Annotated in this window: 16 protein-coding genes; 8 read left to right on the top strand and 8 right to left on the bottom strand. The window is 46.8% G+C overall.

Features of this window, described 5'->3' with window-relative positions; all coding sequences use genetic code 11:
- Window positions 1-12 precede the first annotated feature (12 nt).
- From ACMN7X_RS04670 to ACMN7X_RS04660, 3 genes are all read left to right on the top strand, one after another.
- Complete coding sequence (locus tag ACMN7X_RS04670; protein WP_418746332.1) at window positions 13-936, top strand: AEC family transporter; 924 nt, start codon at window positions 13-15, stop codon at window positions 934-936.
- A gap of 120 nt (window positions 937-1,056) precedes the next feature.
- Window positions 1,057-1,362: a type II toxin-antitoxin system RelB/DinJ family antitoxin gene (locus tag ACMN7X_RS04665; protein ID WP_418746331.1), complete on the top strand. Its 306-nt coding sequence runs from the start codon at window positions 1,057-1,059 to the stop codon at window positions 1,360-1,362.
- Window positions 1,359-1,778 (top strand): putative toxin-antitoxin system toxin component, PIN family, encoded by a 420-nt coding sequence (locus ACMN7X_RS04660; protein WP_418746330.1) that lies wholly within the window; start codon window positions 1,359-1,361, stop codon window positions 1,776-1,778. The genes ACMN7X_RS04665 and ACMN7X_RS04660 overlap by 4 nt, the downstream gene beginning before the upstream one ends.
- 60 nt (window positions 1,779-1,838) lie before the next feature.
- Here the strand turns inward: ACMN7X_RS04660 and ACMN7X_RS04655 are convergent, their stop codons facing one another.
- The 8 genes from ACMN7X_RS04655 to ACMN7X_RS04620 form a co-directional block, all read right to left on the bottom strand.
- Window positions 1,839-3,704, bottom strand: coding sequence for an ABC transporter ATP-binding protein (locus ACMN7X_RS04655; RefSeq protein WP_418746329.1), 1,866 nt, complete (start codon window positions 3,702-3,704; stop codon window positions 1,839-1,841).
- A complete protein-coding gene (locus ACMN7X_RS04650; protein ID WP_418746328.1) occupies window positions 3,697-5,448 on the bottom strand; it encodes an ABC transporter ATP-binding protein in 1,752 nt (583 codons plus the stop codon). The genes ACMN7X_RS04655 and ACMN7X_RS04650 overlap by 8 nt, the downstream gene beginning before the upstream one ends.
- Before the next feature lie 168 nt (window positions 5,449-5,616).
- Window positions 5,617-6,054 (bottom strand): MarR family winged helix-turn-helix transcriptional regulator, encoded by a 438-nt coding sequence (locus ACMN7X_RS04645; RefSeq protein WP_418746327.1) that lies wholly within the window; start codon window positions 6,052-6,054, stop codon window positions 5,617-5,619.
- A gap of 88 nt (window positions 6,055-6,142) precedes the next feature.
- Complete coding sequence (locus tag ACMN7X_RS04640; RefSeq protein WP_418746326.1) at window positions 6,143-6,862, bottom strand: PHP domain-containing protein; 720 nt, start codon at window positions 6,860-6,862, stop codon at window positions 6,143-6,145.
- On the bottom strand, window positions 6,859-7,194 hold the full coding sequence (locus tag ACMN7X_RS04635) for a hypothetical protein (protein ID WP_418746325.1): 336 nt from the start codon (window positions 7,192-7,194) through the stop codon (window positions 6,859-6,861). The genes ACMN7X_RS04640 and ACMN7X_RS04635 overlap by 4 nt, the downstream gene beginning before the upstream one ends.
- A 2-nt stretch (window positions 7,195-7,196) precedes the next feature.
- Window positions 7,197-8,612: a [Fe-Fe] hydrogenase large subunit C-terminal domain-containing protein gene (locus tag ACMN7X_RS04630; protein ID WP_418746324.1), complete on the bottom strand. Its 1,416-nt coding sequence runs from the start codon at window positions 8,610-8,612 to the stop codon at window positions 7,197-7,199.
- Window positions 8,613-8,649: 37 nt separating this feature from the next.
- Window positions 8,650-9,081, bottom strand: coding sequence for an ATP-binding protein (locus ACMN7X_RS04625; protein ID WP_418746323.1), 432 nt, complete (start codon window positions 9,079-9,081; stop codon window positions 8,650-8,652).
- Window positions 9,071-9,427 carry a DRTGG domain-containing protein gene (locus tag ACMN7X_RS04620; RefSeq protein WP_418746322.1) on the bottom strand — a complete coding sequence of 119 codons (357 nt, stop codon included), beginning with the start codon at window positions 9,425-9,427 and terminating at the stop codon, window positions 9,071-9,073. The genes ACMN7X_RS04625 and ACMN7X_RS04620 overlap by 11 nt, the downstream gene beginning before the upstream one ends.
- Before the next feature lie 151 nt (window positions 9,428-9,578).
- Between ACMN7X_RS04620 and ACMN7X_RS04615 the strand changes: the two genes are divergently transcribed.
- From ACMN7X_RS04615 to ACMN7X_RS04595, 5 genes are read left to right on the top strand one after another with little or no spacing between them, the layout of a single operon-like run.
- Window positions 9,579-10,073 carry an NAD(P)H-dependent oxidoreductase subunit E gene (locus tag ACMN7X_RS04615; RefSeq protein ID WP_418746321.1) on the top strand — a complete coding sequence of 165 codons (495 nt, stop codon included), beginning with the start codon at window positions 9,579-9,581 and terminating at the stop codon, window positions 10,071-10,073.
- Window positions 10,074-10,075: 2 nt separating this feature from the next.
- Window positions 10,076-10,633 (top strand): ATP-binding protein, encoded by a 558-nt coding sequence (locus tag ACMN7X_RS04610; protein WP_418746320.1) that lies wholly within the window; start codon window positions 10,076-10,078, stop codon window positions 10,631-10,633.
- A 19-nt stretch (window positions 10,634-10,652) separates the two neighbouring features.
- Entirely contained in the window at window positions 10,653-11,024 is a 372-nt protein-coding gene (locus ACMN7X_RS04605; protein WP_418746319.1) for a (2Fe-2S) ferredoxin domain-containing protein, read from the top strand.
- Between the two features lie 17 nt (window positions 11,025-11,041).
- Window positions 11,042-12,832 carry an NADH-quinone oxidoreductase subunit NuoF gene (gene nuoF, locus ACMN7X_RS04600; protein ID WP_418746318.1) on the top strand — a complete coding sequence of 597 codons (1,791 nt, stop codon included), beginning with the start codon at window positions 11,042-11,044 and terminating at the stop codon, window positions 12,830-12,832.
- Window positions 12,833-12,846: 14 nt separating this feature from the next.
- Entirely contained in the window at window positions 12,847-14,595 is a 1,749-nt protein-coding gene (locus ACMN7X_RS04595) for an NADH-dependent [FeFe] hydrogenase, group A6 (RefSeq protein ID WP_418746317.1), read from the top strand.
- Window positions 14,596-14,647: the final 52 nt, after the last annotated feature.

Genomic DNA, 14,647 nt, shown 5'->3' with positions numbered 1-14,647 from the left:
GGAGAAAGGGCAATGATTGGATTTATACTGGCAAAAAAAATATTGTCTTTATTTTTGATGATGGCAATGGGCGCTGTTTTAGTGCGGGCAAAGGTGATCAGAGTAGAGGACAGCCGGAGCATATCGCTTATATCCTTGTATCTGATCACGCCCTGCGCCATATTTTCTGCCTTTCAGATTGAATATGAGCCTCAGATTTTAAAAGGACTTATATTGGCGGCAGCAACAGCGTTAATTCTTCATATTTTTATGATTATTTTAACGAAGATTCTGGAGAAACCGATGGGATTGGATGCGGTTGAGAAAACATCGCTTATCTATTCAAATGCGGGAAACCTGATCATTCCTATAGTCACTGCGATTTTTGGCAAAGAGTGGGTCATTTATTCTACGGGTTATTTATCGGTTCAGACAATTTTACTCTGGAGTCATGGACGGATGATGATATGTGGGGAGAAAGGTATAGATTTTCGGAAGATATTTATGAATATTAATATCCTGGCTGTTTTTGCCGGAATTATATGTTTCATTTTGAGATTGCCGCTGCCGGCGCCATTGTTTGATGCTGTCGATTCGGTGGGAGTTATGCTCGGACCGTCGGCAATGATCGTTACGGGAATGATTATCGGCAGCCTGGATTTTAAAAAGATACTGTCGTATCGGCGGTTATGGTTTATCACCCTATTGCGACTTATTATTTATCCATTGATCGGCGTTGCCTTTTTAAAATTCAGCGGGATCACCGGATTGGTATCTGAGGGAGCAACGATTCTCATGATAACCCTTCTGGCCATGACGACTCCGTCGGCTTCCACGGTGACACAGATGGCCCAGGTTTATGGAAAGGATGCGGACTATGCCAGCGCCATTAATGTGGTGACAACGCTGTGTTGCATTTTTACCATGCCGCTGATGGTGACATTATATCAAATGTAAAAAAATTCTTCTCCTGAGGAACCTGAGGAACGGTTCCCATGGAGAAGAATTTTTTTGTGTTCGAAAAGTTGAATTTTATAACACAAATGGTTATAATAGTACTAAAGGAGGTGCGTAATCATGGCACAGGCAACATTTAGTGTAAGAATGGATGAAAATTTGAAGAAACAATTTGATGCTTTATGTTCAGACTTTGGTATGACGGCATCTACCGCAATCAATGTGTTTGCAAGGGCTGTTGTGCGAGAGAGAAAAATACCTTTTGAAATCACATCTTCTGAACCTGAGGTTACCAGAGAAAAGGCAATGAAGGCATTTATGGCATTAAGAGAGGAAGCTAAAAAAAATGGACTGCAGGATATGACTTTAAGTGAAATTAATGAAGAGATTCGGCGTGTCAGATACGGTGAGGAGGACGATGGATGATTTGTTATGCGGTTATTGATACGAATGTTCTTGTTTCCGCATTGCTCTCCAGTAATGATATGGCTGCGACTGTTCAGGTTGTAGGAAGAATGATTGCGGGACAGATTGTTCCAATTTACAGCAGAGAAATCATGAATGAATATGAGGAAGTTCTTAATCGAAAAAAATTTAATTTTCCACGGAAAATGGTGAGATATGTACTGAAATTAATTGGGGAGTGCGGGATTTTCGTGGAGCTGCAGCCAATGGAGGTGATTCTTCCGGATATAAAGGATTTGCCTTTTTATGAAGTTGTTATGGAAAAACGAAAGGATGGGGCTTATCTTGTGACAGGTAATCTCAAGCATTTTCCCAAAGAACCTTATATTGTTACGGCAAGACAGTTGATCGATATTTTGGATGCAAATAAAGAATAGAAAGGCCCTCGGAAAAAGCGTTTAATAGCTTTTCCGAGGACCTTTTCTATTCTTCAGAATTTACTCGAGTTCAAAAGCGCCGGTGTAGAGCTGATAATATTTGCCTTTTTGGGCAATCAGGTCATTATGAGGTCCGCGCTCGATGATACGCCCCTGCTCGAGAACCATGATCACGTCCGAGTTTTGGACAGTCGAGAGCCTGTGGGCGATGACAAATACGGTGCGTCCGAGCATAAGCCGGTCCATACCTTTTTGAACGATAGCCTCGGTACGGGTATCGATGGAAGAGGTCGCTTCATCGAGAATCATGACCGGAGGGTCAGCCACGGCGGCCCGGGCGATGGAAATCAGCTGGCGCTGTCCCTGGGAAAGCCCGGAACCGTCACCGGAGAGGACGGTATCATATCCCTGAGGGAGACGACGGATAAAACTGTCGGCATTGGCCAGCTTTGCCGCTGCGATACATTCCTCATCGGTTGCCTCCAGATTTCCGTATCGGATATTATCCATGACAGTTCCCGTGAACAGATTGACATCCTGCAGGACAATGCCGAGGGAACGGCGCAGATCGGCTTTTTTAATTTTATTGATGTTGATGCCGTCATAGCGAATCTTACCGTCGGCGATATCATAAAATCGATTGATCAGATTGGTGATTGTTGTTTTTCCGGCGCCGGTAGCGCCGACAAAGGCAACCTTTTGACCCGGTTCCGCATAGAGGGTAATATTGTGAAGAACAATTTTTTCTCCCGTGTATCCAAAGTCCACATCGTAGAAACGAACCTCACCCTTTAATTCTTCATAGTGGAAACCGCCGTCTGCCTGAGGTACTTTCCAGGCCCATAACTCGGTGCGGTGATCGGCTTCTTCGAGTTTACCGTCTGTATACCGCGCATTGACAAGGGTCACTTCGCCGTTATCATCCTCAGATACTTCATCCATTAATTTAAAAATACGTTCTGCTCCGGCCAAAGCCATGATGACAGCGTTCAACTGCTGAGAAATCTGACTGATCGGACCGTTGAAGGACTTGGTCAACTGGAGGAAGGAAGCGATAGCGCCTAATGTTAGGCCGCTCACTCCGTTCAGGGCCATGGCGCCGCCAATGATGGCAATGAGGACATATTGAAGATGCCCCAGGTTATTCATGATCGGCATGAGGACGTTGGCAAACATATTGGCGGAGGTGGCATCCTCACACAGATGAGCGTTCTTCTGATCAAATATATCCTCGGCCGCTTCCTCATGGCAGAATACCTTAATAACCTTCTGGCCGTTGATCATTTCCTCAATATAGCCGTTCACATCACCGATGGATGCCTGCTGGCGGATAAAATAGGTGCTGCTCTTTCCGGCAATGAATTTTGTAATATTTAAAATAAAAGTAATGCAGACAACGATAACTAAGGTCAGCCAAACGTTGACGGACAGCATTGCACAGAAAACGGAGATGACCGTGATCATAGATGAAAACATCTGTGGGATGCTCTGGGAGATCATCTGGCGCAGGGTGTCCGTATCATTGGTATAATGACTCATGATATCCCCATGGGTGTGGGTATCAAAATACCGGATGGGAAGGCTCTGCATGTGGGCAAACATGGTGTCACGAATCTCCTTTAAAACCCCCTGGGCAATGGATACCATGATTCGGTTGTAAAGGAAGGCGCAGACAATTCCCGTCATATAAATACAGGCCATAACAATGACAGATCTGAAAAGGGCATCAAATACCGGATCTGCATCCACCAAAAGCGGTGTAATGTAATCATCGATCAGAGTCTGTATATAGAGTGATGAGGCAACGCTGGTCAGAGCGCTGACTAATATACATATAAGTACAAAGAAAAAACGCAGCTTATAATGAAAAATATAGGAGAGCAGACGCTTTACTGTGTTTGAAGATACCTTTGGACGTTTATTCATGGTCTTTTCCTCCTTTCACCTGGGATGCGTAAACTTCCTGATAAATCGGATTGGATGCCAGCAGTTCCTCATGATTTCCGATGGCGTTGATCTCGCCGTCGTCCATGACGATGATCTTATCCGCATGTTCTACAGAAGAAATTCGCTGTGCTATGATGATTTTGGTTGTTTCCGGAATCTCTGTCAGGAAGGCTCTTTGAATAAGAGCATCCGTTTTCGTGTCGACGGCGCTGGTGGAGTCATCCATAATAAGTATTTTTGGCTTTTTAAGCAGAGCCCGGGCGATGCAGAGACGCTGTTTCTGACCGCCGGAAACATTGCTTCCGCCCTGTTCGATATATGTGTCGTAGCCCTCCGGAAAGTTCTGGATGAAATCGTCGGCCTGGGCAAGTTTGCAGGCGTGGATCAATTCTTCATCCGTGGCCTGAGCATTTCCCCAGCGAAGATTCTCTTTGATCGTCCCTGAGAACAAGACGTTTTTCTGCAGCACCATAGCCACATTATCTCTGAGAACTTCCAGATCATAATTTTTCACATCGACACCGCCGACACGGATATTTCCGATGGTGGCGTCATAGAGACGGGGAATAAGCTGAACCAGGCTGGATTTGCCCGAACCCGTACCGCCGATAATCCCCACGGTTTCTCCGGATGCAATATGCAGTCCTATATTTTTCAGACAAAGTTTATCCGCATTTTTGGAATAACTGAAGCTGACATTTTCAAAATCAATGGAACCGCTGTTAAGAGCCATGACCGGCTGTTCCGGGGAGGTGATATCCGAAGTTTCCTCGATGATCTCCACGATACGTTCCGCCGAAGCTCTCGATATGGTGATCATAACAAACACCATGGAGAGCATCATAAGGCTCATAAGGATCTGCATCAGATAAACGAATAAACTCATCAGTTCGCCGGTGCTTAAGCCGACGGCGGCGTCATTTCCGGAGGCAACGATCATCCGGGCGCCAAACCAGGAAATAAAAAGCATACTTCCATAAACACATAATTGCATCAGAGGCATATTGAAAGCCAGATTTTTTTCGGCGTGGGTGAAATCGTTATAAATATCCTGGGAAATGTCCTTAAATTTTTTGATTTCGTGGTCTTCCCGGACAAAGGATTTGACAACGCGGATCCCATGCAGATTTTCCTGAACGACGTTATTTAATTTATCATAGGTCTTAAATACCCGTTCAAAAATCGGATGGGTGCGGGTCATGATGAAATAAAGACCGATACCGAGAATCGGGATGCAGGCCAGAAAGACGAAGGCAAGGTTACCTGCTACTCTAAAGGCCATAATCATCGCCGCGATCATCATGATCGGTGAACGGACGGCCGTACGAATGATCATCTGATAAGCGTTCTGCACGTTGGTCACATCCGTTGTCAGACGGGTGACAATACTGGCTGTGGAGAACTTATCAATATTGGCAAATGAGAAGTTCTGAACATTGTAATACATATCTTTCCGAAGGTTTTTAGCAAAGCCGGAGGAAGCGATGGCAGCGCTGCGGCCGGATAGAAATCCCAGGGAAAGGGATACGAGGGCACATACAACAAGGATGATGCCTGTTCTCAGAATATAATTCATGTCTCCGGCATCGATTCCGGAGTCGATCAGTTTTGACATCAGAAATGGAATAATAACTTCAAGAATAACTTCACCGCTGACAAAAATCGGTGCCAGGATAGAATCTTTCTTGTATTCCCTGATGCTTTTCATTAAATGTTTAATCATAAGATGCCTCCTGTCATTCATACCCTTTCGGGCGTCCCGCATGTTAGATGCTGCGCATGGGCGCGCTTCGTCAGGCTCTGCGCGATAGGGTATACCCATTCGGGTATCCCGTATGTCAGATGCTTCGCATGGGCGCGCTTCGTCAGGCTTCGCGCGATAGGGTATAAATTATTGAATATTATTTTTAAATTTTTCCATCACCTGATGGAAAATACGGAGTTCTTCTTCAGTGACACCCCGGCGGAGCAGCCGTTCTGTTTCCTGCTGTTCTCGCTCAATGGCGGCCTGGAGCTTTTCTCCGTCCGGCGTCAGCAACAGCTTTTTCAGCCGTGCATCTCCGGGAACTGTCTCCCGGCGAAGAAGGCCCTTTGTTTCCATGAGCCGGATGACCTTTGAAACCGTGGAGCGTCGGATGCAGAAATCATTTTCTATATCCCGCTGATAGATATCCCTGTCGGAATGGTGGGCCAGATAATTCAGAATCCAGCCGTTATTCCGCGTGACATTATCATCCATATGAGAGAAAACCTCCGAATGTTCCATACGGCGCTTCATCAGATTTGATAAGTTGTGGAGTTGAAATCCAATATCTAATGTGTGGGGCATGAAAACACCTCCTTAAAAAAAGTTAGACATCAAACAGTTAGATGCCTAACATATTATATAGAAAACCTGTTCTTTTGTCAACAGGTTTTTATGCTTTTATTTTTAAAGCTTTGATAATTTCTGAAGCGGAAGTGCCGGAAACCTCTATACGATGTTCCGGTTCGTTAATATGCTCCAGATAATGAGCGTCCGAATTGCTGATGATCCGGCATTGATTTAAATAGACGTGCTGCCGGAGAAGTTCTTCTTTTTTGCTTAAATTTTTGATTTCGGCGCAGGTGAACTGACTATCCGGCGGAATAAAGCCGAGATTGGCGATCAGGCTGTTTGCTGTTTTGTCCACATGGGCCGGGATCATAATGCCGTCCCTCTCTTCAGTCAGAGAATATACTTCATCGAAGCCTATAGAAGTATTGCAGAGCAGAAGATTCGGCTCTTTCCCGATGATCTCATCCATATCATTATAGAGAAGCTGTTCCCCGAATATCTTTTCCTTGTTTGGAACTTTCAGCATTTTGTCGTAGACATAGGCGTCAAAATCAAGGGCAGCCCGTAAGTCCGGAAACAGGCAGACAACATGAACTTCCTCTTCGGTACATAATTCCATACCGGGCAGAGCAATTACGCCGTATTCCTCCGCCATTTTCATGGTCGGCGCGCAATTGCGGCAGGAATTGTGATCAGTGACCGCGATCACATCCAGTCCCTTGACGGCAGCCATACCGGCAATATTGGCGGGAGTCATGTCATTATCTCCGCAGGGAGAGAGGCAGGAATGGATATGAAGGTCGTAAGTGAGCTGTGTCATGGATTCAGTTTCTGATAAATACTCAGAGCTGCGTCAAAAATCGGCAGACCAGTGGTAAACAGGGTGATTCCCTGCATTTCAGCCTTGCTGAGTGTCACCTCGTCCACGCAGGCATCCTCGGCAAGAATGACACAGGCGGCGTCAGTTAATGAAGCGACAGCCAGAGTATTAATATTTGCCATAACGGTGACCCAGGCACAGCCGGCCGGTGCCTTACCCATGGCAACGCTTAAAAGGTCACAGCAAAACGGCACGGTGATGTCCCGTTCAGGGTCATCACCGGCATTTTTTAATTGAAACAGATTTGAGTTGATTAAATCCTGTACAGTCATAGTTAAGCATCCTTATCTTCTTTATTCAGGTTCAGCGCTGCATCCAGAAGAGAAATGTCGGAAAGGAGCGTCCGCAGATATTGTTTGAATATGTAGCGGTAGTCGTTGCCCTTCATTTCATAAGCGGAAGCGCTGTTGACCAGAGAATTCATACTGCGGGTCAGAGAGTGGATCTGATCCTTTAATATGTAAATACAATAGGTTTCGTTTGCCTTGCCCCGAACGATATCTTCCGCCAGGGCCTTACAGGTTGGAGCGCCGCAGGCACCGCAGTCCAGGCCGGGGAATTTCTGGCAAAGCCGTTCTACCCGGTTCATCATCATAATACTTTCTTTCATCGAAGTGCCGAGGCGGAATACCGGGAGGTATTCAACTTCTTCCGTCCAATTGATCTCATCTTCGGCCAGATCCGCAGGCGCACGGGTGACAACTTCCGGAAGATGCTGATTTAATTTTTTTAACTTGGCCTGGGCAACGTAAGGATTTTCCACGGTGAGGACACCGCCAACACAGCCGCCGTCGCAGGCGTTCAGCTCGATAAAGGACAGATTGGAGAATTTTTCATCCTCCAGGTCCTCAAGGACACGAATGACATTTTCAATTCCGTCGGCGGCCAGATAATTGTCGGTCACAATTCCGGCAGCTTCACCGCCGTGACTTCCCCAGCCGACGCCGATCCGCCCGGCCCGGGATAAATCCATCGGTTTCTTTTCGGCTTCCACCATAAGCGGAAGAAGCATCGGATAAACATCCTTGATGGCAAGGACACCGTCAATATCACTTTTGGCTGTTCCCAAAGGTTCTTTAGCGTAGGCTACTTTGGAAGGACACGGTGAAATAAAGATAATGCCGATGTCTTCCGGTGCAAGACCGGTTTTTTCGACGGCATATTTCCGTGCGAGCCGTGCAGCCACTTCTACCGGCGGATTGATCGGCAGCAGATGGTCGATCAGATTCGGAAAACGTACCCGGATCAAACGCACGACCGAAGGACAGGCCGTACTGATCAACGGCCATTTTTCCGGATGTTCGTCAATATATGTGCGGGACACTTCCGAAACGATCTCTGCCGCGGAAGCAACCTCAAAAACATCGTCAAAGCCCATATAGATGAGAGCGGTCAATACGATGTTGATATCATCCAGATTGTTGAACTGGCTGTAAAGGGACGGCGCCGGAAGCGCCACTGTATATTTGTAATTACTGAGAATATCTGTACGGTCATAATGGCTGCGTTTGGCGTGATGGGCGCATATACGGACACATTCACCGCAGTCGATGCAAAACTGGCTTGTGATCACTGCTTTGCCGTTGCGGACACGAATTGCCTGAGTCGGACAGCGCTTGATACAGTTGATACAGCCGTTGCATAATTCTTCATTTAAGTAGACGGAGTGGAAGAATGTATGATTATTCATAGACACACCATCCTTTCTAATATTTCTCGAAATCCGGTTATTCCGGCATATTCACTGTCATTGTTACAGTGGTTCCCTGGCCGAGAACCGTCTGAATATCCATCGTATCGGAATACTTTTTCATATTTGGGAGGCCCATTCCGGCACCGAAGCCGAGGGAACGCACCTGATCCGGGGCGGTTGAGTAACCGGCCTGCATCGCCTTATCGATATCTTCAATCCCCGGTCCCACATCTTTGAGTTCCATATGGATCAGATCCGGGGTGATGTTGACGGTGATCTCACCGCCGTTCGCATGGATGACCATATTAATTTCGCCTTCATACATGGCAATGGCGACTTTACGGACAATTTCCGGCGGTACGCCGAGTTTTTTCAATTTATGCTTTACATCACTGCTCGCTTCTCCGGCCCGGGTAAAATCTGTCGGTGAGACATGGTATTTTAAAGTCATAAGACTATTTTCCATGCTGTCCACCTCCCCGGAGACCGGCTTCATAAAGAAGTCCGCAGGCTGAAAACATTGGCAGTGATGTGGCGAGCAGGCAAATATTCCGCTCAGCGGCCATTTGAATCATGGCCTCGTCCGGCTGTTTATTGCGGACCATGATGACGCAGACAATATCCATCATTTCCGCGGTGCGCAGCACCTGAGGATTACACAGGCCGGTAATAAGGACCGCCTGGTCATCAACATGGGCAAGGACGTCACTCATCATATCTGAGCCGCAGGCAGTAAAAACTTCACGGCCAAGCATGTCGTCTCCACCCAGTACACGGGCGTTTAATAATTCTTTTATGCTTTGAACTGTCATATTACTCCTCCTGATTTTAAGGATTGTACTAATTGTTATAATTATATCATAAAATTGGAAAAATTGTATATTGTTTTATCATGTAAATATAGAAATTTCACAAAAATAATGTTATAATGAAGTACCGGATTTTAAATAAGGGGTGATTATTTTGGGAAGTAAGAAACAGAGTGTTCCGTTTAACGGAACAGCAGAACAAAAAGAGGCCTTACTTTCTGCGATTCATGAGCTTCAGGGTGAAAAGGGCTCCCTGATGCCGATCATGCAGAAAGCGCAGGAAATCTACGGATATCTGCCGATTGAGGTTCAGACGATGATTTCCGATGAGCTCCATGTGCCTCTGGAAAAGATTTATGGAGTTGCAACCTTTTATTCACAGTTTGCGTTAAATCCAAAGGGACGTTATCAGATTTCCGTCTGTCTTGGAACGGCCTGCTATGTTAAAGGCTCCGGGGATATCTATAATAAGCTTATGGATCTGCTCGGAATTGTCGGCGGCGAGTGTACGCCGGACGGAAAGTTTTCGCTGGATGCCTGCCGTTGTGTCGGTGCCTGTGGACTGGCGCCGGTCATGATGATTAACGACGAAGTTTATGGACGTCTGTCCGTGGATGATGTCGAAGCCATCCTGGCAAAATATGATTGATTATGATGACGGAGATTTCCTTAAATATTCTGGATGTGGCGGAGAATTCTACCCGGGCCGGGGCTTCGGTGGTAGAGATCAGTGTTTTGGTGGATACCCGGGCAGACCGTTTGACGATTATCATTAAAGATGACGGCTGCGGCATAACAGAAGAGCAGCTTACCCAGGTGGAGGATCCTTTTTATACGACGCGTACAACACGGAAGGTCGGACTTGGAGTCCCGTTTTTTAAGATGGCGGCTCTCAGCGCCGATGGAGATTTTCGCATTAACTCAAAGGTCGGCGAGGGAACGGTGGTCCGGGCCGAATTTCGGCTGAACCATATAGACAGGATGCCTCTTGGAGATATCAGCGGGACGATATATACGTTGATCCATTTCCATCCGGAGACAGATTTCTGTTATACCTATCGCTATGATGACCGGGAGTTTGTGCTGGATACGCGGCAGATGAAAGAGATTCTCGGCGGAATTCCGCTGGATACACCGGAGGTGGCCGAGTACATAAAGGAATATTTAACGGAGAACAAAATGGACGTGGATGGCGGAGCCATCATTTGAATAGGAGGTAACTATTGCTATGAAATCGCTTGAGGAATTAAAAGCTATTCGTGAGAAGATGCAGGGAAAAGTCGGCATGCGTTCAGAGGATGCCGGACAGATTCGTGTTATTGTCGGCATGGCAACCTGCGGTATTGCCAGCGGTGCGAGACCGGTGCTTAATGTATTGTCGGATGAGGTTCAGAAACGGGGAATGAGCAATGTAGTCGTCACTCAGACAGGCTGTATCGGACTTTGTCAGTATGAACCGATCGTCGAGGTCCTTGAACCGGGCAAAGAAAAAGTAACTTATGTGAAAATGAACGTGGATAAGGCCATGGAGATGTTGGAACAGCATCTTGTTCGCGGTCATGTATTAGGAAAATATACATTAAACGAAACAACATTATAGTCAGGAGGTAGCGTTCTATGTATCGTGCGCATGTTCTGGTATGCGGTGGCACAGGATGTACGTCCTCCGGCAGCCAGAGAATTTTAGAAAGATTAAAAAGAGAACTTGATAAGCAGGGATTGAGCAAGGAAGTATCCGTTGTGCAGACCGGGTGCCATGGCCTGTGTGCCCTTGGTCCGATCATGGTCGTATATCCGGAGGCTGTTTTCTATTCCATGGTTAAGGAAGATGATATTCCTGAAATTGTGGAAGAGCATTTGCTCAAGGGACGTGTTGTAAAACGTCTTGTTTATGATGAGACATTGACAGATGAGGGTGTGAAATCCCTGTCAGAAACAGATTTTTATAAGAAACAGCATCGTATTGCGCTGCGCAACTGCGGTGTCATTAATCCGGAAAATATTGATGAATATATTGGAACCGGCGGTTATGAAGCCCTTGGCCGGGTCCTTACCGAGATGACGCCGGATGAAGTCATTCAGACGATTTTGGACAGCGGGCTCAGAGGCCGCGGCGGCGCCGGATTCCCGACAGGCTTAAAGTGGAAATTTGCTTCCTCTAATCGGGGAGAAGTTCAGAAATATGTCTGTTGTAATGCCGATGAAGGCGACCCGGGAGCATTTATGGACCGTTCCGTTTTGGAAGGCGATCCACATGTTGTTTTGGAAGCCATGGCTATTGCCGGTTATGCCATTGGAGCGGACCAGGGTTATATTTATGTCCGTGCCGAATATCCGATCGCGGTAAAACGGTTGGAGATTGCCATCAATCAGGCCAGAGAATACGGTCTGCTCGGCAAAGATATTTTTGGAACAGGCTTTAATTTTGATATTGACCTGCGTCTTGGCGCGGGAGCTTTTGTCTGCGGTGAAGAGACAGCCCTTATGGTTTCCATTGAAGGCAACCGTGGCGAGCCGAGGCCGAGACCTCCGTTCCCGGCGGTTAAAGGTTTATTTGCAAGCCCGACAATCTTAAATAATGTGGAAACCTATGCCAATATTCCTCAGATCATCTTAAATGGAGCGGATTGGTTTGCTTCTATGGGTACAGAGAAGTCCAAAGGAACAAAGGTATTTGCTCTCGGCGGTAAGATCAACAACACAGGCCTTGTGGAAATCCCTATGGGAACAACACTGCGTACCATTGTCGAAGAAATCGGCGGCGGTATTCCAAACGGCAAAAAGTTTAAAGCGGCTCAGACCGGCGGTCCGTCCGGCGGATGTATCCCGGCAGAGCATTTTGATATTCCGATCGATTATGATAATTTGATCGAGATTGGTTCCATGATGGGTTCCGGCGGTTTGATCGTTATGGATGAGGATAACTGTATGGTGGATATTGCAAAATTCTTCCTTGAATTTACGGTGGATGAATCCTGCGGTAAATGTACGCCGTGCCGTGTGGGTACGAAACGTATGTATGAAATTTTGGATAAGATCACAAAGGGTCAGGGGACTCTGGAGGATTTGGACCGTTTGGAAGAGCTGGCTTACTATATTAAGGATAATGCTCTCTGTGGTCTTGGCCAGACGGCGCCGAACCCGGTATTATCTACGCTGCGTTATTTCAGAGATGAATATGTGGCCCATGTTGTGGATAAACATTGTCCGGCGGGCGTTTGTAAGGCACTTTTGTCTTACCATATTGATGCAGATAAGTGCCGCGGATGTACGCTTTGTGCGAGAACCTGTCCGGCAAGTGCGATCGAAGGCAAGGTGAAGGAACCGCATGTGATTCATCTGGATAAATGTATCAAGTGCGGTGCTTGTATGGAAAAATGCCGCTTTGGCGCAATTTATAAAGAGTAATGGAGGGCAGAAAAATGGGCGATATTACAATTAAAATCAATGGTATGGATGTAACCGCTCCGGCCGGCTCCACAATTCTTGAAGCGGCCAGGCTGGCACATATTGAAATTCCAACTTTATGTTATTTAAAAGATATTAATGAAATCGGCGCCTGCCGTATGTGTGTTGTGGAAGTCAAAGGCGCGAGAACCCTGGTGACAGCCTGTGTATATCCGATCAACGAGGGTATGGAAGTATGGACCAACACACCAAAGGTTATTGAATCCCGTAAAAAGACGTTGCAGCTGCTTCTTTCCAATCATCGGAAGGAATGTCTTGCCTGCGTCCGCAGCGGAAACTGCGAGTTACAGCAGCTTTGCCGGGATTTGGGTGTAACCGATGAACATAAATATGACGGTGAAATGCTTGAGAGTGAGATTGATACCTCCGCCGTACATATGATTCGTGATAACAGCAAATGTATTCTCTGCCGCCGTTGTGTGGCTGTCTGCGAGAAGGTTCAGGGCATTGGCGTTATCGGAGCAAATGAGCGTGGGTTCAAAACCTATATCGGTTCTGCTTTTGACATGGGTCTTGGCGAGACAAGCTGTGTATCCTGCGGCCAGTGTATCGCTGTCTGTCCGACAGGGGCACTGAGAGAAAAAGATTATATTGACGAGGTTCTTGCGGCTGTGGCTGATCCGGACAAGTATGTCTGTGTTCAGACAGCACCTTCGGTGCGCGCGGCTCTCGGTGAAGAATTTGGCTATCCGATGGGAACGGATGTGGAAGGAAAGATGGCAGCAGCACTTCGAAGAATCGGTTTTGATAAAGTTTTTGATACAGATTTCAGCGCGGATCTGACGATCATGGAGGAAGCTCATGAGTTCCTCGACCGTGTGCAGAATGGCGGCGTTCTTCCGATGATCACCTCCTGTTCACCGGGATGGATCAAATACTGCGAGCATTATTTCCCGGATATGACAGAGCACCTGTCTTCCTGTAAATCTCCGCAGCAGATGTTCGGCGCTGTGTTAAAGACCTATTATGCGGAAAAGATGGGCATTGATCCGAAGAAGATTGTCAGCGTCAGCATTATGCCGTGTACGGCAAAGAAATTTGAGATCGGCCGGCCGGATCAGAGTGCGGCCGGAGTTCCGGATGTGGATTATGCGATGACGACCCGTGAGCTGGCCCGTATGATCAAACGCCTTGGAATTCGATTTAATGATCTTCCGGATGAAGGCTTTGATGATCCATTGGGTGAATCTACCGGTGCCGGTGTCATTTTCGGCGCGACCGGCGGCGTTATGGAAGCTGCCCTTCGTACCGCAGTGGAGACTCTGACAGGAGAAACTCTTCCGAATTTAGATTTCGTGGATGTCCGCGGAACCGAGGGGATTAAAGAGGCAACATATCATGTGGCCGGTATGGATGTGAAGGTTGCTGTGGCTTCCGGCCTTGGCAATGCCCGGAGACTGCTTGAAAAAGTAAAATCCGGCGAAGCGGATTATCATTTTATTGAAATTATGGGCTGCCCGGGCGGCTGTGTCAACGGCGGCGGTCAGCCGCAGGTATCCGGCACTGTTCGAAATACCGTGGATGTGCAGGGAATTCGTGCAAAGGTATTGTATGATAATGACGCGGCAAAGACGATTCGTAAATCTCATGAGAACCCTTCCATTAAAAAGGTTTATGAGGAATATTTTGGTGAACCGGGAAGTCATAAAGCCCACGAAGTACTCCATACGACTTATGTGAAACGGAGCGTTAACGGAAATTAATATTCAGTATATGAAGGCAGGAAGAGTAAAAGTGCTCTTCCTGTTTTTCAAA

The organism is Frisingicoccus sp. (genome assembly GCF_048388605.1).
Taxonomy (GTDB): domain Bacteria; phylum Bacillota; class Clostridia; order Lachnospirales; family Lachnospiraceae; genus Frisingicoccus.
Note: the sequence above shows the minus strand (reverse complement) of the source record. Positions and strands in the feature narration are given on the sequence as shown.

Coding starts and splice junctions, on each gene's coding strand:
- ACMN7X_RS04625 (WP_418746323.1), bottom strand. CDS start 9,081: ATGGAAAATAGTCTTATGACTTTAAAATACCATGTCTCACCGACAGAT.
- nuoF (WP_418746318.1), top strand. CDS start 11,042: ATGTATCGTGCGCATGTTCTGGTATGCGGTGGCACAGGATGTACGTCC.
- ACMN7X_RS04670 (WP_418746332.1), top strand. CDS start 13: ATGATTGGATTTATACTGGCAAAAAAAATATTGTCTTTATTTTTGATG.
- ACMN7X_RS04650 (WP_418746328.1), bottom strand. CDS start 5,448: ATGATTAAACATTTAATGAAAAGCATCAGGGAATACAAGAAAGATTCT.
- ACMN7X_RS04630 (WP_418746324.1), bottom strand. CDS start 8,612: ATGAATAATCATACATTCTTCCACTCCGTCTACTTAAATGAAGAATTA.
- ACMN7X_RS04610 (WP_418746320.1), top strand. CDS start 10,076: ATGATGACGGAGATTTCCTTAAATATTCTGGATGTGGCGGAGAATTCT.
- ACMN7X_RS04640 (WP_418746326.1), bottom strand. CDS start 6,862: ATGACACAGCTCACTTACGACCTTCATATCCATTCCTGCCTCTCTCCC.
- ACMN7X_RS04635 (WP_418746325.1), bottom strand. CDS start 7,194: ATGACTGTACAGGATTTAATCAACTCAAATCTGTTTCAATTAAAAAAT.
- ACMN7X_RS04660 (WP_418746330.1), top strand. CDS start 1,359: ATGATTTGTTATGCGGTTATTGATACGAATGTTCTTGTTTCCGCATTG.
- ACMN7X_RS04665 (WP_418746331.1), top strand. CDS start 1,057: ATGGCACAGGCAACATTTAGTGTAAGAATGGATGAAAATTTGAAGAAA.
- ACMN7X_RS04595 (WP_418746317.1), top strand. CDS start 12,847: ATGGGCGATATTACAATTAAAATCAATGGTATGGATGTAACCGCTCCG.
- ACMN7X_RS04645 (WP_418746327.1), bottom strand. CDS start 6,054: ATGCCCCACACATTAGATATTGGATTTCAACTCCACAACTTATCAAAT.
- ACMN7X_RS04620 (WP_418746322.1), bottom strand. CDS start 9,427: ATGACAGTTCAAAGCATAAAAGAATTATTAAACGCCCGTGTACTGGGT.
- ACMN7X_RS04655 (WP_418746329.1), bottom strand. CDS start 3,704: ATGAATAAACGTCCAAAGGTATCTTCAAACACAGTAAAGCGTCTGCTC.
- ACMN7X_RS04605 (WP_418746319.1), top strand. CDS start 10,653: ATGAAATCGCTTGAGGAATTAAAAGCTATTCGTGAGAAGATGCAGGGA.